Genomic DNA, 18,596 nt, shown 5'->3' with positions numbered 1-18,596 from the left:
TCTAGTCATTTATATGTGTATGTGGAATAATAATAAATGTTAAAGCGTTTTCATCGTCATGTCATTATTTGTTTTTATTTAAGAAAGGGTGAAGTATATGTTGCAGTTTCTTCAACGAATCGGTAAGGCCTTAATGCTACCGATCGCCGTTTTACCAGCCGCAGGAATTGTCCTTCGACTCGGTTCAGCCGACATGTTGGATGTTCCATTGATGGTGGCAGCAGGTGGTGCGATTTTTGATAATCTTCCACTGATTTTTGCGATTGGTGTCGCGATCGGATTATCGATTGATGCAAGTGGCGCTGCCGGCTTGGCAGGGGCAGTCGGGTATCTGGTCTTAAAAACGGGTGTCGACTCCATGAACAAGGATTATTCGAACGCTCAAATTCAGGCTAAGTACGATGCAATCGCCGCCATTGTCAATGACTCCTCGACGAAAGTGGATGGGGCGACCTTAAGTTCCATTGCCAATCAGGCAACTTTAGGTTCGATGGTCAATATGGCTGTGTTCGGCGGGATCATTGCCGGTATTGTCGCCGGTTTGTTATACAATCGATTTTACAATATTAAATTACCGGATTGGTTAGCGTTCTTCGGTGGACGCCGTTTTGTTCCAATCATCACTTCGGCTGCCATGCTGATCCTGGCATTCATCTTTGGTTACTTATGGCCGTTCATTGAAGATGGCATCAATAATGCGGGAGAATGGATGGTCAGCCTTGGGGCGGGAGGAGCCGCACTGTTTGGATTCTTCAACCGTCTGTTGATTCCTGTCGGTCTTCACCATGTCTTGAACAATATTTTCTGGTTCGTCTTCGGTTCATACGAAAAAGCGGATGGAACGATTGCGAATGGCGATATCGCACGGTTCTTCGCAGGAGATCCAACAGCCGGTATTTATCAAGCAGGATTTTTCCCAATCATGATGTTCGCTTTACCGGCAGCGGCCGCAGCGATGGTCATGGCAGCACGCAAAGAAAATCGGAAAGCAGTCGCGGGAGCGATGATCGGTTTGGGATTAACGTCGTTCCTGACGGGAATTACGGAACCGATTGAGTTTTCGTTCATGTTCTTATCTCCGGTATTATATGTTATTCATGCCGTATTGACAGGTGTTTCCATGGCAGTCGTCAACCTGCTCGGTATACTGCACGGATTCTCCTTCTCGGCCGGATTCATCGATTATGTCCTGAACTTCGGAATCGCGACAAAACCGTTACTTTTACTGGTCGTCGGTCTGGTGTTCGCGGTCATCTATTACTTCCTGTTCTACTTCATGATCACGAAATTTGATTTGAAGACGCCAGGGCGTGAAGATGAAACACTTGTGACGGATGCAGGACCGGTCACAGGGGTATCGGACGATAAGTATGAGCAACAAGCAGCCCGGATTTTTGCGGGATTACAAGGAACGGAAAACGTCACATCGATTGATAACTGTGCGACACGTCTCCGTCTCCAAGTGAAAGATTCGACTATCATTGATGAAGCAGCGATTAAAGCGGCAGGCGCAAAAGGTGTCATGAAGATGGGGGCAAAAAATGTCCAAATCATCATTGGGACGGATGTTGAATTTGTCGCTGATGCGATGAAACGTCAAAAATAATGTCAAAAAAACGACCTTTCCTGATTAATCAGGAGAGGTCGTTTTGACGTGGGGCAGAGCTGGTCGACTGTTTCAAACTGCTGACATAAATCGGATAGAAAATCCCAATCAGTATGATGATGATCCCAATCCACTGTGAACCGGAAAGATGCTCACCGAGTATGAGGACCGAACAGATGACCGCAGTCGGCAGTTCTGCTGCACCAAGCAGTGAGACGCTGGCAGGACTTAGGTGTGGAGCTCCTGCTGCGAACAACAGCGGTGGTAAAATTAAGGCAAACAGACCAAGCGGAAGGGCATACCAGATCAGTCCTTGTTCGAAATTCGCTGCAGTCAAGAATGTCGTAGGTGGATACATGATCATGACGAACAGAAGTCCACCCGTCATCATATAAAAACTTTTTTTAATGACAGGTACATGATTTGCGACCCGACCACTGGCAAGCAGGAAGATCGAGAAACTGACGGCTGCTCCAAGTCCAAACAACGTACCGCGCACGTCAAGAGCGCTGGTGTAAGCCGCGCTGGCTAAAATAGCACCACCAATTAACAGGATGGCAGATAAAAAATGGGGGCGTGAAGGCAATCTTCTTGCAAGAATCGAATCAATCACGACACCAATCCATGTGAATTGGAAGAGGAGAATGATGGCGACAGAAGCAGAAACAGTTTGCAGGCTTTGGTAATACAGGTAGCCGGTCGTTCCGCTTGAAATCCCGATTGCCATCAAAGTAAAAGCAGTTTTAGGATGAAGACGAAGATTTTTCGACAGCAGAGCTAAGATGAAAATCATCAGCCACCCGAAGAAGAATTGGCTTCCGGAAACAGCGGCCGAATTAAATCCTGCCTCGTAAGCCAGTTTGACGATTGTCGACAGGACGCCGTAACTAATGGCGCCGATTAAGACGAAAAGTGTTGCTTTTGAACGATTCATACAGATTCCTCCATGTTTTAGAACGCACAAAAAAGGTTGCAACGGGGCCTTGTCCAGGTTTTTTGGACAGGGTTTGGTTGCAACCTGTGTGAGTTATTTAATGTTGAGTCCAGCCTTTTTGTAAAAGGTTGGCTTTAATTCATTGTAGCGGACGGTCAATTGATTAAAGGTTTTGAGTGCCTCTGTTGCTTGACGGGAAGTCCGGTTTAAATCAGCTGTTGCTTCATCAATCTTAACGAAGTTCGGTTTTTCGGTCAAGTAGGAAAGCACTTTCTTTTCTGAAGCAATCGTCGCCGCATAACGTTTCAAAAACGTATCAAAAGCCTTCTCACGCTCTTTAAAGACATCGATAAGGGCTGTGCCGTCTTTTTTAGCGGCAGACAACGAAGATAAGGTACTCGTTAATTCCGCAAGGTCTAACTCATCAAAAGCACGGGTACGGATTGTTTGTTCTTGTTTTAACAATTTGACACGATTTTGATTCAGAGCGGTCAATTCATCCCGTTCATTTTGCGCCCGTTTAATATCATCGGCCCCAGCTTCGAGGACGGCTTGATAGGTATTGACGGAAATTTCATCTTGACGCGTCCGTTGCTCGGCGACGACTGCTGCTTTTTGTTCGGACTTCGCTTGTTCTTCCAACTGCTCGTATATCGAAGCGGCCGGGTCACTCGAGCAGGCACTGAGAACCAAGAGGCCGAGACAGGTCAAACAACTGGTGAGGATCATCCGTTTATTAATCATGAAAGGAACTCCTTATAAATTAGAGAATTTTGCGAAATTATACGGGACATGAAAATCTTCATCATAGATGGAAAACTGATAGCCTTTTTTCTTTAATCCAGCAACAATTGCCGGTAATGCCCGCAATGTTTGTGGTTGTTCATGCAACAGGATTATTTCGACCGGGTCTTCTGCACGGCTGATGACAGTTTTGGCAACTTCCTTGGCACTATCTTTGTAGTACCAGTCCATCGAATCGATCGACCAATCCCACACCCGAAGTTTCGCCTGTTCGATTTCTTTTGCAATCGACTTGTTAATACCAGGTGTTGATCCATAAGGAGGACGTGTCAGCAACGGACTGTGATTCGTCAGTTGTTTGATTTGTTTTTGGACTTGAAGCATCTCGGGAACATACTGTTTTTTCTTATACAGGGTGTCATAATCATGAGTTTCACTGTGTGGTCCGATATAATGTCCAGCCTTTGCTATCGAGCGGACGACATCCGGTTGTTCATCGATGTTACTTCCGATCAAAAAGAAAGTCGCTTTAACTTCTTGGTCTTGTAACGATTTCAAGATGTCCGGAGTCAATGCAGTCGGTCCGTCTTCAAATGTCAGATACGCCACTTTTTTAGTAATCCCGTTCCATTTCTCGACGCGTGCCTTATCCAGGTTCGGAGTCGGAACTTCCCGCAAAGATTGGACGGGTTTTACGCTCGCTTGTTGTTGTGTCGAAGCAAGGTACTGATAAACGATATAACCGCCAATCGGAAGAAGAATCATCGCCAGTACGATCAAAAGCTTAGCGAAATACTTTCGTTTTGGTTTTCGGTGTCTTGGTCCAAGGCCGATTGGATTGCCTGAGTTGTATGAATCCATTGATGTCTGAGCTCCTTTACGGAAAATCTTATGAGTTAAATGTAACATTTTGTCTGTTTCATTTGTAACAAAAATATTACAAAAAGATGACTACAGAACCTATAATTCAAAAAAAGTTGATTAAGATAGAAATAGTGTTATATTTTCAAACAAAAAAGAAGTCCATCCGCTACCGGAGACTTCTTTCTTCAAGCAACTTTACGATTAGTGTTCTGTAACAGCACACTCATCACATTCTGTTTTATACGATTCGCATTGTTCATCCATTTCTTTTCCGCAATGAGAGCAGGTTTTGACCGGAAGTTGACGGTAAAACTCGGGAGAGGTCTCTTGGTAAAGGGGTTGTTCCATGATTGTATTCCTCCTCTTAGTATATGGATGTACCAGCAAATAACACTGAATTTATTTTATTGTACTAGTACAGATTTGATATGTCAATCTTTGTTTTATAACAGAAGAGTCTTTAGCGAGTCTTGTCATATGACAGGTAGCGTAGAGGATGATACGATAACAAAGTAAACAGATGTACTTAGAGGGGGATCATTATGAATCAAACACTATCTGACACACTATCAATTTTGACAGAACGCCGGTCAGTTCGTCATTACGATGAGACATTCACGCTTTCACAAGAAGAAGTCCAAGAATTGGTTGAATTGACGACAGCTGCACCAAGTGCCTGGAACTTGCAACATTGGCATTTCGTTGCCTTCCATTCGGAAGAAGCGAAACAACGATTAGCTCCAATCGCTTACAATCAGCCGGCCATCAGTTCTTCTTCCGTCGTCATTGCCGTACTAGGGGATTTACAGGCAAACCGAAACTATAATCCGGTTTATGGACCAGCCGTAGAAGCAGGAGGCATGACGGAAGACTTGTTTGACTCGATCAAAGGACAAGTAGAAGGGGCATATCAAAGCGAGGCTTACGCGAGAGATGCAGCCATGTCAAACGCAAGTTTAGCTGCGATGCAACTGATGCTAGTTGCTGAAGCAAAAGGACTCTCGACACTCGCGATGGGCGGATTCAATCATCAACTCTTTACAGAAACGTTCATTACAGACGAACGTTATGTCCCGGTCATGTTGATTGCTGTCGGGAAAGCAGTCGAAGACGCGAAAAAACGTCCGGCGCTCCGTTTACCGGTCGATCAAGTGACGACCATTCTATAAGTAAAAGGGAGGGGCTGACTTAAAATAAAGTTCAGCCCCTTCATTTTTATTTTTCATATTTTTTTAGAAAAGTACTTGTCAGATGGTTAGTTTCTTGCTATATTAATACATGTCCTAGCAAGTACATAACGTACTGCATCATGATTCTGTAGCTCAGCTGGGAGAGCGCTACCTTGACAGGGTAGAGGTCGCTGGTTCGAGCCCAGTCAGAATCATACCAAAAACCCGTTCATCTTTGGATGAGCGGGTTTTTTTGTTTTGATCATTGGCTTGAAGTTCATCTTCTGTCACCCATTTATGATTTTTAATCGTTTTTCCACCGGTTGTCGGCTTAAAATCGACCATATACACGGTTGTCTGATCTGCTTGATCAATGGTCGCTTTTGCACCATCCATACCTTTCATGTGATCAGCAGCTAAAGTCACCTCATCACCTGCTTGTAACGGTGAAGCCGGAACCGGGTTAAGTTCTTCCTGAATCACCCATTTATGATTGCTGACTTTTTTACCACCGTTCGTTGGTGTATAGCTGACTTCATATACTGTTGTATCAAATGAATCGACGATTGTTGCTTTTGCACCATCCATCCCTTTCATATGATCAGAGGACAGAAGGACGTCTGATCCGTCTTTAAACTTCGGATTTTCAGCTTGTTTCAGTCCAGCGGGAATTTTCCCGTCACTTGAATGCATCATCCCTGCATGGGAATCGTTCTTATTATCATGCATATCGTGTGAAGTAGAGGAATTGGAATCAGATCCGCAGGCACCTAAACTTAGGACAGCAGAAAGAGCGAGTGATGTAACGAGTAGTTGTTTTTTCATAAAAAAATACCTCCTGTAGTAATTTGGTTATGTGACTACTATACCCGTGTTTCGTGCAGAAACCGTGCAGAAAGAGTGACAATTCAATTACCTGACTGAACGAGTCATTGGAAAAGTGTATCGTAATAGTGAAGAAAAAGGAGGAGCAGGGCATGCGGCATATTTCGTACTACATTGGTCTACTTTTTTTGACTGCCATTCTTTTCATCGGCGGCATTCTGTTCAGTACCCTCTATTTAAACCTTGTGAATCAAAGGACGAATGAAGTGGTCCTCGGTTTGCTGAACCGAGGGAACACGCACCGCGATGTCCTCGAGGAATCATTTCATGCGGAAACATTGGAACATGTCAGTTTGATGGAATCAGCATCCGAATTTACAGTCGTTATCACGGATCAAAAAGGAAAAATTTTAAAGGCTTCGCATCCACTTACTCCTAAAATGAAAGTAGAGCTTATCCATACGGAATTTCAAACACAACGAAAAGATCGGATTTTAAGAGCTCAAGCGGAAACGAAGGATTTTTTAATGACAGATAGTCCAATCACGATTTCAGGTGTTCATCGTGGGCATGTCTTCATGTTTGCTCCGGAAACGTTAATTCAACAAGTCGTTAACCCGTTAAGACAACAATTCATTCAAGTTGGTATCATTGCCGTTCTTCTGTCGCTTGCGACTGTCGTGCTGTGTACACGATTGATTTCAAGACCGCTCATTGAGATGGAGCGTGCGACGGCCAAGTTGAAAGAAGGAAACCTTGACGTGGATTTACCGGTAAACCGCTCGGATGAGCTTGGGGCACTGGCACGCTCCATCACACAGTTGGCAAAAGATCTCGATTTTTTGAATCGTGAACGGACAGAATTTTTAGCAAATATCTCGCACGAACTTCGAACTCCGCTGACCTACATGAAGGGTTATGCGGATATATTACATCGTCCAAACTTGCCGGAATCTGAAAAAACAGCTTATCTGTCGATTATCAAAGAAGAAAGCGATCATTTGAGCACATTGATTGAACAGCTGATGTTACTGGCACGTTCCGATACGAATGCATTCTCAGTCGAACGAGTGCCGCTTGCGCTCGATCAATTGATTGTCTCGACGACAGAGAAAATGCGACCTGCAATTGAAGAAAAAGGGCTGCATTTGCATGTATCAGGGGAACCGGTAGAGATAGCAGGAGATGAAATTCGGCTCAAGCAAGTGCTGATAAATGTATTGGATAACGCAAAAAAATATACAGCAACCGGTGAAATCGTCGTCCGATACGGCAGGAATGAAACAGGACCGTATTTTCAAGTACGTGATACAGGAAGCGGCATCAGCCAAGAAAGTTTACCCCATGTGACAAAACGTCTGTACCGCAGTGAACCGTCACGATCACGAAGCCGGGGCGGATCAGGGCTTGGTTTGACGATTGCCTTGGCAATCGTTCAAGCACACGATGCGACATTAGATATCAAGAGTGAAAAGAATGCCGGGACGAGTGTGATGATTCAATGGAAGGTGTGAAGAAATGGCTCGAATTTTAATCGTTGATGATGAACAACGGATGCTTCAATTAATGAAGTTATATCTGGTACCCTATGGTCATACATGTCATTTAGCCGACACGGCCGAAAAAGCGCTCGACATCGTCAAGACCGTTCCCATCGATTTGGCTTTACTCGATGTCATGATGCCCGATATGGATGGATGGACGTTGTGTGAAAATATAAGACGAATGGCTGATTTTCCAATCATTATGGTGACAGCGCGGAATCAAATGGAAGATGTGCTACGGGGGCGCAAAGTCGGTGCAGATGATTATGTGGCAAAGCCGATTCATGAAGGAGAATTATTAGGACGAATCGAACTGTTGATTGGTCGAGAAAAGCGGGAGCAGTATGCATTTCATGGACTACAGTATGACGTCGCAGGATATCATTGTACATTCGACGGACAAAAAATCTTACTGACGAAAACAGAGTTTCAACTTTTAGGAAAACTCCTGACGTCCGTGAATGGCGTCTTATCAAGAGAACAATTGGTTTTGTCGCTGTGGGGCGATGATCAATCGATTGAACCACGAACGATTGATTCTCATATGCGTCATCTTCGTGAGAAATTGCGCCGTTCCGGTTTTCCAATCGATGAGTATTTGGAGACTGTCCGAGGTGTGGGTTATCGTTTGCTGGAGCAGACAAAAGACAGCTAAAAGGAGAATTGAAATGACAACGACAATTTATTTGGTCCGTCATGCGCATTCGACCTATTCTACAGACGAACAAGCGCGTCCTTTATCAGAACAAGGGAGATACGATGCGGAACAACTGACGACTCTTTTTGAAGGGATTAAACCGGACCAGATTTACGCGAGTCCGTATCGGCGAGCGATTGAGACGGTCCAGCCTTTAGCAGAACAATACGGATTAGTCATTCAAGAAGCAGCGGCTTTTCAAGAACGGTTATTGGTGCCCGGAGAACTGCCGGATTTTCAACAGGCTGTCGGTTATGTATGGGAACATCCGGATGAAAATCCGTATGGAGGTGAATCAAACGTTACGGCACAACGGCGTATCGTGCCTGAGATCAAACGATTACTAGAAAAACATAAAGATCAAACCGTCGTCATCGGAACACACGGGAATATCATGGTGTTATTAATGCAACATTTTGATCCGGCATATGGATATGCGTTCTGGAAAACGCTAAAGATGCCGGCTGTGTATCAAATGACATTTAAAGACGAAACCTTCCTTCAGATTGAAGAAGTTTGTCAGCATAACTAAAAAAACAGGAGATTGTCCCTTCGATAAGGGACCTTCTCCTGTTTTGATTATGCTTTTACCTTTTCATGTTTTTGGATTAAATCAGCTGTCAGCTGACCTGATAAGGTGACCATCGGGACACCACCACCTGGATGTGTGGAACCACCGACGAAATAGAGACCTTCGTAGAGATCACTCTTCGATGGAATCTTAAATCCACCGTTCTTTTTCCGATCGGCTGCCACACCATAAATCGAGCCACCGTTCGGACCATATAGGGATTTCAAGTCTTCTGGTGTAAAGCGGTATTCAAATTCAATCGATTCGCGTAAATCAGTCAGTCCCATCCGTTCCAATTTATCGAGGACGACTTCACGGTACGCATCCCAATCGGTTTTTCCATCTTGTTTCGTCAGTGGTGGCACGTGTGTCAAGACGAACAAATTATCTTTTCCTTCAGGAGCCTGTGACGCATCGGATTTAGAAGAAACACCGACATAAATCGTTGGATCTTCTGGCGGAACCCCATCCTTGAACATTTGGGCAAATTCCCGTTCCGGATCATCAGAGAAGAAGAAGTTATGGTGTTTCAAGTCTTTGTATTCACGGTTAACCCCAAGTAACAGAACAAGACCGGAAACGGAAGGCACGAATGACTGATTTAATTTTTTAGCATGTTTTGGTCCTTTTTTCTCTGAAATGAGATGTTGATAGGTCGGAATGACCTCAAGGTTCGAGACGACGACATCAGCCGGATAAAATGTACCGTCTGTCGTTTCCACGCCGATTGCACGCTTGCCTTCTGTGACGACACGTTCGACAGGTGTGTTGACGTGAATGGTCACCCGGAGTTCGTCAAGCACCGTCTTCATGGCACGGGCGATATTGTACATACCACCTTTGACATAATAGATGCCGAGACCCATCTGAACATAAATCATTTGATTGAAGACAGCAGGAGCTTCATATGGGTTGGATCCGACATACATGACCATATAGTTAAACAGTTGCTCCAGGTATTTGTTGTTCAAATGTTTTTTTGTACCGCTTGCTACTGTATTGAGTGGATCCATTTTAAGTAATTCAGACATCGTATGGTATTTTTTTAAGTCCTTCAAATCTTCGAGACTGTATTTATAGAAACTGTCCAAACACAGGTCATACATTTTTTTGGAATAGCTGAACAATTCGACGAAGTCAGCTTGGTCGGAGACTTTTTTAAATTCTTCCAACATACCTGGAAGATCGCCTTTGACGTCAAGTTGTGTACCGTCTTCAAAGAAAGTCCGCCATTGCGGTTCGATCCGCTCGATTTCTAGATAGTCGTCGAGTCGACGGTGAACGCTCGTAAATAATTGCTCGAGTACCCAAGGCATCGTCAAGATCGAGGGGCCGGTATCAAACGTAAATCCTTGACCACTGCGTTGATTTAATTTACCGCCAACGTTTCCGTTTTGTTCAAGCATCGTGACTTCATAACCGTCCCCAGCGAGACGAATTGCGGCTGACATACCTGCTAAACCTGCTCCAATGACGACTGCTTGTTTCTTCAAAAAAATCACATCTCCTTATGTCTTAGTAGATAAACGGAATCAAACGTTTTCTTCTGCGGGCCCAGGCAGTATAAGCAGGACCAAATCCTTCTGTCAACATCCGCTCCTCGATTCGAATGCGGTGAAGCAAGGTGAGAAACATCAGGACGCCGGCGCATAACGTGACAAGTAAGTTCCCGAAGTATAACGGGAAACCTAACGTGATGAAAAACAGACCGGTATAGAGAGGGTGGCGTAAGGACCGATAAGGACCCGTGCTGACAAGCTGATCACCTGGATTGACAGCGACATGGCGGGTGAACTGATGCTTAAGATGATAGATTCCCCAGTACCGTAGCGCGACACCTGCACTTAACAGAAGCAATCCGATTTCGCGATAGAAGGAAAAAGAGTTTGAACCACTGAAGAGAATGGAAAAAAGAATGGTGGCGACTAACGTAGCTAAAATCCAATAAAAACTTCGCCGTTCTTCCAGCGGAGAAGGTTCCTTCTTACGGTTTCGGAACAGAAACAATTCGAGCAACCAAAGAAGAGAGACGGCGATGAACACTTTGTCTAAAATGGTCATAAGATTCGCCCCTGACTAATGCCAATCATTATTTAAAGAAAACGCATACAAGAAATGTTTACCCGAAAGAACAAATGTTCAATCCTCATATCTGACCATATGACCTCTTTCGGAAACCGGGCAATTAATTCATTTTGATTACACCTGTACAAAAAATGGTGGCGTTTTGAAATGAATGTTATTCTAAAATTAAAGACTAATTACCCTGTTTTGGAAAAAAGGAGTTTTAAGAGATATGAAAAAAATAAAGCAAACGGTGATCGGGTTACTGGCGATTCTCCTCTCACTCGTCAGTTTTTCACTGGCCGCAGAAGCATCCAGTTACCGCCAGGCGAAAACACCGCTCAATCTGCGAAGCGGAGCTTCGACAACGAAAGCGGTCGTCGCAGTGATCCCGACTACTGTCTATGTCAATGAAATCAGCCGACTTGGGACATGGTCGAAAGTTCGTTATGGAACACAGACAGGGTATGCCAGTACAAAATATTTACTGACGGATCAACAAATCGGCGGATTACGCATCGGCAAGACATTAATCGTTAATCCAAATCTTCCGTTACGTTCGACGTATGCGCCGGGAGAAAGTACGGTTGCGCGAGCCGCATTTGAAAAAATGAAACGGGCTGCCAAAGCGGAAAAGATTACGCTGGTCGCATTCAGTACATACCGTTCGTACGCGTATCAAAAAGCCTTATTTGAAAAATATGTGGCACGGGATGGGTTTGAGAAAGCCAGCACGTACAGTGCCCAACCGGGAAAAAGTGAACATCAAACAGGACTGGGTTTTGATATCGGAGGCGCCGATTCATCAAAATATGCAAAGTTCAGCTTTTCAAGTACAAAAGAAGCAAAATGGCTGGCTGCCAATGCACACCGTTACGGATTCCATCTCCGTTACCCGCTCGGAAAAGAATCATGGACAGGCTACACATATGAAAGCTGGCATTACCGTTATGTCGGAGCAACGCTTGCGGCGCAGCTGAAAATGACCGGATTGACAATGGAAGAATATTATCAATTAGCACCGGGTAAACCAAGTACGCCATAACAGGTTTCGCTTCAAGCTTTAAATGGTAAATAAATGGTGTATTCTTCATCGTCAGCAGCAGCAGTCTGTCTTTTTCGAAAGAGGTGGAAAGTTGTGGCGAAAAAAGAAGATAAGCACCATATCATGACCTTTACATTTGAAGAAGAAGCGACCTCGTATCAGGTATTCAGTGAATTAAAGAAATACCATGCGAATGGTCAAGTCGATTTTGAACAGATCGCTGTCATTAAACGAAATGCAAGCGGAGCCTTTTCCTTTGAAGATGCCGTCGACTTGAGCGGTTCCAACAAAGCCTTTAAAGGTTCTTTAATCGGTATGGCAGTCGGGATTCTCGGGGGACCGTTCGGTATTTTATTAGGTTCGATGACCGGGATGCTGATTGGCGGATCGAAAGACTTAAAAGAGAATCAAGCTGTTCAAGAAACATTCAAACGGACACTTGGTGTGATTCCACCCGGCAAGACGGGAATCATTGCAATCGGGGAAGAATTCGAACCATCCGTACTGGATGGACTGGTCGCGAAACATAATGGAACGATTGATCGGACAGATGAACTGCTCGAAAAATAATCAAAAAATCCTTCCCTCATCAAGAGGGGAGGATTTTTTAGGTTAAGATTGACGTTCTTTTTTTACTTTTTTGAAGAAGAAGAGTTCGTAGACGACCGGGACGATGATGAGCGTCAAGAGTGTTGACGTCGTCAATCCACCGATGACAGTCAAGGCGAGACCTTTTGAAATCAGGGTACCGGATGACGTTGTCAGCGCGAGCGGGACAAGCGCCATGATAGTAGCGAATGCCGTCATCAGGATTGGACGAAGTCGTGTCTTACCGGCTTCAATCAAAGATTCCCGAATCGGAAGTCCACGTGTGATATTCTGACCAATCCGGTCAACAAGCACAATCGCGTTGGTCGTGACGATTCCGATCAACATGAGGAATCCGATCATGACACTGACAGACAATGGTTCGTTAGCTAGGAACAGCGTAACGAGCGAACCGATCGGAACGAAGATGAGCGATGATAAGATGATGAACGGAATCCGTGCTTTTCCGAACGTGATTAACATCGTCAAGTAGACGAGACCGATGGCAACGACGATGGCGATTCCAAGAGATTGGAAGATTTCAACCGTGTCATCATTTCCGCCGCCACTTGTTAAGGAAACGCCGTCCGGCAAATCGATTTTTTCGACAGCAGCTTTGACGTCACTTGAGACCGTTTGGACGTTATCGCCTTTGACTTGACCCGAAACGCGAGCGTAGACTTTACCGTCCAGCTTTTGAATCGATGTGAACGTATCGACTTCATTGACGGTTGCGACATCTTTTAAGGCGACAGGACCGGCAGCCGAGAAGAGTTGGACATTTTCAAGATCTGCTTTCGACGTTAAGTCTTCCTTGTAAGACAATTGAACGTCCTGATCTTTGTCATCGAGATTCAGTGTACCGACCGTGACCGGTTTAGTTTGGTCGTTGACCGTACCAAGAATCTGGAAGCCGGATAAACCACGATCACTGGCTTTTTCAGAATCAATTTCAACGAGGAATTGTTTTTGTTTCTCGCTAAAGTTATTCGTAACATATTTCAAATCGTTGTTTTTGTTCATATTGTCTTCCACCAGTTTAGCTGCTTTTTGGAGCGCTTCTAAATCAGTCGAGAACAAATCAACATCCACATTATTATTGGATGGTGGACCCCCTGTCGACAACTCGGCAACGCTGATTTTGACGTCGACACCATCTTCTTTTGCGATATCATCCATTTTGGTTTCAAGGGATTTGATCGTTTTTTCGACATCTGCTCCATCTTTTAAGTTCAAGAAGTAGCTGGCTTTGTTATCGAGTCGTAACCCGGTCGTGAAGTCACGTGCTCCGACGGATGTCGTGACATCAGCAATGGCGTTTTCCTGATCGAACATTTTTTCCATGTTGAGCGAAACATCACTCGTTTTCTCAAGCGATGTTGCAGCAGGAAGTTCGAGTGAAGCGGTTAATGTTTTTGAAGCTTCATTCGGAATGAACGTAAAGCCGAGTTGCGGTACGATCGCAAGCGAACCACCGAGTAACAAGAAGGAAACGACTAAGATGATCGCTTTATGTGACAATGATTTTTCAATCAGTTTGCCGTACCAACGTTGTAAGACACCTTCTTTTTCTTCCGCTGGTACCTTTTTAAAGGCGAATTTCGCTAAGATCGGTACAATCGTAATCGCGACAAGCAGGGAAGCGAGTAATGAGAAGATGATGGTCAACGCGAACGGTAAGAAGAATTTACCTGTGATACCGCCGACAAAGCCGATCGGCAAGAAGACGACGACGGTCGTAAGCGTCGAAGACGTGATAGCTTTTAAAATCTCTTTCGTTGATTGTTCGATGATTTCATCTGTCATACCGCCATCTGATTTACGGACCCGCCGGAAAATGTTTTCAATGACGACGATACTGTCATCGACAACCCGACCGACAGCCACTGCCATACCACCGAGTGTCATGATATTTAATGAAATATCCTGCCAGTTCAAGAAGATGGCCGCAATCAAGAGTGACAGCGGAATCGAGACGATTGCGATGATCGTCGCCCGGATATTCCTTAGGAACAGAAGGACAGCCAGTGAAGCGAACAGGGCACCGAGTAATCCTTCTTTGACAAGCGTAGCGACGGATTCTTCGATATCTTTCGCAGAATCAATGCCAATCGTATAATCAATTTGGTCATCATATTTGTTTAAGATTTTTGTGACGCCGTCAGCGATTTCAACCGTATTGGCGTCTTGTTTTTTTGTGATGGCCATCGAGAGAGAATCTTTTAAATCATAACGTGTTTTTTCACTTTGCTTCGAGACGGCTTCAATGGTAGCAATGTCTGAAAGACGAACCGGTTCAGCTGGTTGCGTTTCTTCTGCCGGAACACCGGTAGCACCTGTTGCACCAGCGGGAGGTCCTGATTGAGCAGGTTGACCCTGGTTGCCGGAAGCAGCGCCGGAAGCAACGTTTGACGTGAGTTGGAGGTTTTTTAGTTTATCCAAATTTTCCAGTTTTTCTTCGACACGGATTGGAATCTTCGAATCACCTTCTGCGAGTTGACCAGACGGGAAGGAAACATATTTGGCATTGATTTGTTCTTTAATGCTTGATAAAGATAAACCGGCAGCTGTCGCTTTTTTATTGTCGACAGTAATTTGGACCAAGTCATCTTTGTAGCCACCAACCGATACACTGTTGATGCCCGGAATTTTATTCAGTTCCGGTTCGATTTCATTTTTTAGAAGGGACTCAATCTCTTTTCCGTCTTTACTAAAGAAGGAAATGTTGTAGATCGGGAACGATCCAAATGAGAAGCGGTTCAACTTCGTTGTTGCTTCTTCCGGAAGGTTAGCATCCTGGATCGCAGCATCGATTTGTTGTTCGACCTTGTCCATATCGGTATCAAATGGGAATTCGATATTGATGATCCCGATACTTTCATAAGCAGAGCTCGTGATTTTTGTCGAGCCCTCGATTCCTTTCAATGCTGTCTCGAGTTTTGAGACGACCTGTTTATCGACATCATCCGGAGATGCGCCCGGATACACAGCTTCTACTGAAATTTGAGGAAATTCAATTTCAGGAAACTGATCCACTTTAAGCTGAGAAAACGAATATACGCCGCCCAAAACTAATAAAATGGCAATAATAAATACAGCGACAGAGTTCTTTAAACTAAACCTTGTTAAAAAATTCAACAGTTACCCCTCCTTTATTTTATATGTGCTTATTTACATAGTAGAGGACGAAACGAAACCCTGCAACTTTGAACTGTAGAGCAGAAAGAAAAAAATATAATGAAAAAATCAGAGAAAAGTCTTTACAGTTTTCAATATGTTGCTATAATAAACATATACCCAGGACACACGATCATGATTCTGTAGCTCAGCTGGGAGAGCGCTACCTTGACAGGGTAGAGGTCGCTGGTTCGAGCCCAGTCAGAATCATACCGAACTCCCGTTCATCACACGATGAACGGGAGTTTTTTCGTATAAAAAAGCTGTTCCTTCATTATATGAGGGAACAGCAACGTGAGCACTTATTGAATTTCTAATCGAAGGTCGCCCATCTTTGTCCAACCGGCCATCGTCGTCATGCGGTAAAAGAAGAGCGTCAAGACACCGGGAAGGACGACGCCGGTTGCAAAAAAGATCAGGAACGCATTAAAACCCTGATTAACGAAGATGTTGAGTGGGGCAATCATTGAATTTAATCCGAGACCCGCAAGTTCATAAGGAACTTCAAGTGAAAGAACAAGTGTGGCGATGGGTGCGGAAATCATCGCGGCCAGGAAGGGTGCGACGACAAGGCGCGGATTTTTAACGATATTCGGAAACTGAACCTTTGGTGTGACGAAGAACGAAGCGATCAAACCGCCGGGATCCGTTTGACGATATGCCATCAATGTAAAGCCGACAAACTGAGCCGAACAACCGATTAAAGCAGCGGCACTGGCGACCGGGTCGAGTTGAAGGGCGATTGCGAGTGCAGCCGATGAAGCGGGTGACATCAATAAGACACTAAAGATAAGAGCAATAACAAGTGATGTCGCAATCGGTGAAGACTCGACGGACGCAGTAACCATTGCGCTGAATCGTGTGAGGAGAGGTGTTGTGACGGCAGCGGCACCAAGACCTGTAAAACCGCCGGCGAGAACAGCACTGACCGGGATGACCATCATGTCGAATTTTGTTTTCCCTGTCATTCGTTTTCCGACGAAGACGGCCACAGCAGCTGCGAGTAACGCACTGATTGGTTGCCCCGGTACGAGGACAAGACCGGCATCCGTCGGCTGAAGTGCGGCACCGCCAATCGTAGCAGCAATCATTGCACTGAATAAGACTAATGTGTTTCCGCCAAGCTGATAAGCAATTCCGGCTCCGAGTGCGGGGGCGAGTAAGACTTTGGCGACTCCGCCGATTGTCAGTAACATTTCAATATGTAAGAGGTTTCCGAACGTCTCAATCAATAATCCTACTCCTAACGTCACTAACACTGCATTTGCCATCCCGGCAGATACTTTCACCATTCGATCCATCGCATATTCTTTCAACTCACTCATCCTCTCTCTATTTCGTTTTGCCATTAAAAAAACCTATCCTGTATCGGATAGGCGCCATTATTCCTGCGGGCGCCTCATTCGATGCATCGAAAGGAGGGCCCAAAATCAATTCCGAAAATCAGCGGAAAAGGTTTCAGTCCCTCGAGCATAGAATAATCAGTCGGCCAGCAAGTTGGTGTACATACATAAAGTGATTCCCCTCTCAACGAATTTTTCTAAGCCTAACATGAGTAAGATGAATAATCAATATTTTCTGACAATTTATTTTTCATGATTTTTGAACTTAAAATCAGGGGAAAGGTAAGAATGGCATAAGATGAACATTGGAGGCGGTTTCATGAAATTTGCAGTCATTACGGATATTCACGGCAATGCAACGGCACTTAAAGCAGTTTTAAAAAGAATAACGGAAGAAACAGATGTCTCAGAAATTTTCTGTCTCGGAGATTTGATTGGTATCGGACCACAAACGAATGAAGTCATCGAAATTGTACGATCGACACCACAAATGACGACCATCAGCGGAAATCATGACGAAAATGTCCTGGCGTTGATACACGGTCAAAAATATCCTGATAGTTACCGTCATGCGAAAAACCATCATCAATGGATTGCCGACCAGTTAACACCGGATAATCAACGTTTTTTGGAGCAGCTCCCAAGAACCGTCCGAAAAACATTTTCGGAACAGGAAGCATTGTTTACACATTATGCATATCTAGATGAACAGAAACCAATCGGAGAGGAACCATTGGCGGAAGCGGTTGACGGAACAGAACAATCCTTGCCGAATCTGTTTAAAGGACACCAGGCGAGCCTGATTTGTTTTGGACACCATCATCCGAAACAAGTAATCCGGGCAGAGGGCGTGACGTACTTAAACCCGGGGGCGCTCGGCTGTCAGCCGGAAGCTGTGGCACCATTCGCCTTAGTCGAACAGAACAGCGGAGAATGGAAAGTGAATGTCATTGAAGTGAAGTATGATGACCGCCCGTACTTAGAAGCATTTAATGCGGCACCGATGCCGGAAAAAGAACTGTTGCGTAAACTTTTTTTGGGAGGAAGAACATAAAAAAACGATCCGGCTATAAAAGTACGGATCATTTAGTGAAAAACGATGTTTTTATAAAAAGCGGCTTAAAAGAGAAAGACCTAAAGGGACGGCAATGAGTAAAATCCCGATGATCCGCTTCGCCCGGCTTCGTTTCCACTGAAAAGCGAGCGACAGGAACGGGGATAAAAGAAATCCGACGAACATCGTGATTAACGTCAGGATAAAAAACAGAAAGTCTGTTTTGGAACTGGTGCGGGTGTACGATTTCCACATATCAACGAGCGATACAATGACGTAGACCAGCAAAGCTAACGTGAAAAGAAAATTGGACAGTAAAAGCTGGGACAAATAAAACACTCCATTCAGGTACGAGTAAGAATCGATAACGC

The 18,596-nt window shown here is 44.6% G+C and carries 17 protein-coding genes, 2 tRNA genes and 1 pseudogene; 10 read left to right on the top strand and 10 right to left on the bottom strand.

What is annotated here, in order from left to right; genetic code table 11:
* Window positions 1–97: 97 nt before the first annotated feature.
* The gene (gene nagE, locus KNP93_RS12255) at window positions 98–1,606 is read left to right on the top strand and encodes an N-acetylglucosamine-specific PTS transporter subunit IIBC (protein WP_131973660.1); all 1,509 of its coding nucleotides are present in this window, start codon (window positions 98–100) and stop codon (window positions 1,604–1,606) included.
* A 28-nt stretch (window positions 1,607–1,634) separates the two neighbouring features.
* On the opposite strand, the gene KNP93_RS12250 is transcribed toward nagE, so the two are convergent.
* From KNP93_RS12250 to yhfH, 4 genes are all read right to left on the bottom strand, one after another.
* Window positions 1,635–2,540 carry an EamA family transporter gene (locus tag KNP93_RS12250; RefSeq protein WP_131504290.1) on the bottom strand — a complete coding sequence of 302 codons (906 nt, stop codon included), beginning with the start codon at window positions 2,538–2,540 and terminating at the stop codon, window positions 1,635–1,637.
* A 93-nt stretch (window positions 2,541–2,633) separates the two neighbouring features.
* Complete coding sequence (locus KNP93_RS12245) at window positions 2,634–3,284, bottom strand: YkyA family protein (protein ID WP_214855477.1); 651 nt, start codon at window positions 3,282–3,284, stop codon at window positions 2,634–2,636.
* Window positions 3,285–3,296: 12 nt separating this feature from the next.
* Window positions 3,297–4,145 (bottom strand): polysaccharide deacetylase family protein, encoded by an 849-nt coding sequence (locus KNP93_RS12240; RefSeq protein WP_131973657.1) that lies wholly within the window; start codon window positions 4,143–4,145, stop codon window positions 3,297–3,299.
* A gap of 204 nt (window positions 4,146–4,349) precedes the next feature.
* Complete coding sequence (yhfH, locus tag KNP93_RS12235; protein WP_251135546.1) at window positions 4,350–4,496, bottom strand: protein YhfH; 147 nt, start codon at window positions 4,494–4,496, stop codon at window positions 4,350–4,352.
* A 194-nt stretch (window positions 4,497–4,690) separates the two neighbouring features.
* On the opposite strand from yhfH, the gene KNP93_RS12230 reads away from it, so the two are divergent.
* Window positions 4,691–5,317: a nitroreductase family protein gene (locus tag KNP93_RS12230; RefSeq protein WP_131504287.1), complete on the top strand. Its 627-nt coding sequence runs from the start codon at window positions 4,691–4,693 to the stop codon at window positions 5,315–5,317.
* Between the two features lie 142 nt (window positions 5,318–5,459).
* Window positions 5,460–5,532 (top strand) — tRNA-Val (locus tag KNP93_RS12225).
* 52 nt (window positions 5,533–5,584) lie between these two features.
* On the opposite strand, the pseudogene KNP93_RS12220 reads toward KNP93_RS12225, so the two are convergent.
* Window positions 5,585–6,142: pseudogene (locus KNP93_RS12220) on the bottom strand (YdhK family protein); the annotation flags it as partial.
* Between the two features lie 152 nt (window positions 6,143–6,294).
* Here KNP93_RS12220 and KNP93_RS12215 point away from each other — a divergent pair.
* The 3 genes from KNP93_RS12215 to KNP93_RS12205 are packed head-to-tail and all read left to right on the top strand — an operon-like array spanning window position 6,295 to window position 8,915.
* Window positions 6,295–7,656, top strand: a complete 1,362-nt coding sequence (locus KNP93_RS12215) for a sensor histidine kinase (protein ID WP_131504285.1) — start codon at window positions 6,295–6,297, stop codon at window positions 7,654–7,656.
* 4 nt (window positions 7,657–7,660) lie between these two features.
* Complete coding sequence (locus tag KNP93_RS12210; protein ID WP_131973655.1) at window positions 7,661–8,341, top strand: response regulator transcription factor; 681 nt, start codon at window positions 7,661–7,663, stop codon at window positions 8,339–8,341.
* A 13-nt stretch (window positions 8,342–8,354) separates the two neighbouring features.
* On the top strand, window positions 8,355–8,915 hold the full coding sequence (locus KNP93_RS12205) for a histidine phosphatase family protein (RefSeq protein ID WP_214855474.1): 561 nt from the start codon (window positions 8,355–8,357) through the stop codon (window positions 8,913–8,915).
* Between the two features lie 47 nt (window positions 8,916–8,962).
* Here KNP93_RS12205 and KNP93_RS12200 read toward each other — a convergent pair whose 3' ends face one another.
* Together KNP93_RS12200 and KNP93_RS12195 are read right to left on the bottom strand one after the other, a co-directional pair.
* Window positions 8,963–10,447: a phytoene desaturase family protein gene (locus tag KNP93_RS12200; protein WP_131504283.1), complete on the bottom strand. Its 1,485-nt coding sequence runs from the start codon at window positions 10,445–10,447 to the stop codon at window positions 8,963–8,965.
* A gap of 22 nt (window positions 10,448–10,469) precedes the next feature.
* Window positions 10,470–11,015: a methyltransferase family protein gene (locus tag KNP93_RS12195; RefSeq protein WP_131973653.1), complete on the bottom strand. Its 546-nt coding sequence runs from the start codon at window positions 11,013–11,015 to the stop codon at window positions 10,470–10,472.
* Window positions 11,016–11,250: 235 nt separating this feature from the next.
* Between KNP93_RS12195 and KNP93_RS12190 the strand changes: the two genes are divergently transcribed.
* Together KNP93_RS12190 and KNP93_RS12185 are read left to right on the top strand one after the other, a co-directional pair.
* Window positions 11,251–12,063: a D-alanyl-D-alanine carboxypeptidase family protein gene (locus KNP93_RS12190; RefSeq protein WP_131504281.1), complete on the top strand. Its 813-nt coding sequence runs from the start codon at window positions 11,251–11,253 to the stop codon at window positions 12,061–12,063.
* Window positions 12,064–12,156: 93 nt separating this feature from the next.
* Window positions 12,157–12,633, top strand: coding sequence for a DUF456 domain-containing protein (locus tag KNP93_RS12185; protein WP_131973652.1), 477 nt, complete (start codon window positions 12,157–12,159; stop codon window positions 12,631–12,633).
* 42 nt (window positions 12,634–12,675) lie between these two features.
* On the opposite strand, the gene KNP93_RS12180 is transcribed toward KNP93_RS12185, so the two are convergent.
* Window positions 12,676–15,789: an efflux RND transporter permease subunit gene (locus tag KNP93_RS12180; RefSeq protein ID WP_214855471.1), complete on the bottom strand. Its 3,114-nt coding sequence runs from the start codon at window positions 15,787–15,789 to the stop codon at window positions 12,676–12,678.
* Between the two features lie 176 nt (window positions 15,790–15,965).
* On the opposite strand from KNP93_RS12180, the gene KNP93_RS12175 reads away from it, so the two are divergent.
* Window positions 15,966–16,038, top strand: a tRNA-Val gene (locus KNP93_RS12175).
* 92 nt (window positions 16,039–16,130) lie between these two features.
* Here KNP93_RS12175 and KNP93_RS12170 read toward each other — a convergent pair.
* A complete protein-coding gene (locus KNP93_RS12170; protein WP_214855469.1) occupies window positions 16,131–17,153 on the bottom strand; it encodes a PTS sugar transporter subunit IIC in 1,023 nt (340 codons plus the stop codon).
* Window positions 17,154–17,490: 337 nt separating this feature from the next.
* On the opposite strand from KNP93_RS12170, the gene KNP93_RS12165 reads away from it, so the two are divergent.
* The gene (locus KNP93_RS12165) at window positions 17,491–18,225 is read left to right on the top strand and encodes a metallophosphoesterase family protein (protein WP_131973650.1); all 735 of its coding nucleotides are present in this window, start codon (window positions 17,491–17,493) and stop codon (window positions 18,223–18,225) included.
* Window positions 18,226–18,276: 51 nt separating this feature from the next.
* Here KNP93_RS12165 and KNP93_RS12160 read toward each other — a convergent pair whose 3' ends face one another.
* Window positions 18,277–18,555: a hypothetical protein gene (locus KNP93_RS12160; protein WP_131973649.1), complete on the bottom strand. Its 279-nt coding sequence runs from the start codon at window positions 18,553–18,555 to the stop codon at window positions 18,277–18,279.
* Window positions 18,556–18,596 lie beyond the last annotated feature (41 nt).

The organism is Exiguobacterium sp. s166 (assembly GCF_018618855.1).
GTDB lineage: Bacteria > Bacillota > Bacilli > Exiguobacteriales > Exiguobacteriaceae > Exiguobacterium_A.
This window is presented reverse-complemented; position numbering and strand designations above follow the sequence as displayed.

Bases quoted from the DNA above. Each gene is read 5' to 3' on its own strand.
- KNP93_RS12210 (WP_131973655.1), top strand. From the start codon at position 7,661: ATGGCTCGAATTTTAATCGTTGATGATGAACAACGGATGCTTCAATTA.
- KNP93_RS12245 (WP_214855477.1), bottom strand. From the start codon at position 3,284: ATGATTAATAAACGGATGATCCTCACCAGTTGTTTGACCTGTCTCGGC.
- KNP93_RS12170 (WP_214855469.1), bottom strand. From the start codon at position 17,153: ATGAGTGAGTTGAAAGAATATGCGATGGATCGAATGGTGAAAGTATCT.
- KNP93_RS12195 (WP_131973653.1), bottom strand. From the start codon at position 11,015: ATGACCATTTTAGACAAAGTGTTCATCGCCGTCTCTCTTCTTTGGTTG.
- KNP93_RS12205 (WP_214855474.1), top strand. From the start codon at position 8,355: ATGACAACGACAATTTATTTGGTCCGTCATGCGCATTCGACCTATTCT.
- KNP93_RS12250 (WP_131504290.1), bottom strand. From the start codon at position 2,540: ATGAATCGTTCAAAAGCAACACTTTTCGTCTTAATCGGCGCCATTAGT.
- yhfH (WP_251135546.1), bottom strand. From the start codon at position 4,496: ATGGAACAACCCCTTTACCAAGAGACCTCTCCCGAGTTTTACCGTCAA.
- KNP93_RS12230 (WP_131504287.1), top strand. From the start codon at position 4,691: ATGAATCAAACACTATCTGACACACTATCAATTTTGACAGAACGCCGG.
- KNP93_RS12190 (WP_131504281.1), top strand. From the start codon at position 11,251: ATGAAAAAAATAAAGCAAACGGTGATCGGGTTACTGGCGATTCTCCTC.
- nagE (WP_131973660.1), top strand. From the start codon at position 98: ATGTTGCAGTTTCTTCAACGAATCGGTAAGGCCTTAATGCTACCGATC.
- KNP93_RS12215 (WP_131504285.1), top strand. From the start codon at position 6,295: ATGCGGCATATTTCGTACTACATTGGTCTACTTTTTTTGACTGCCATT.
- KNP93_RS12165 (WP_131973650.1), top strand. From the start codon at position 17,491: ATGAAATTTGCAGTCATTACGGATATTCACGGCAATGCAACGGCACTT.
- KNP93_RS12240 (WP_131973657.1), bottom strand. From the start codon at position 4,145: ATGGATTCATACAACTCAGGCAATCCAATCGGCCTTGGACCAAGACAC.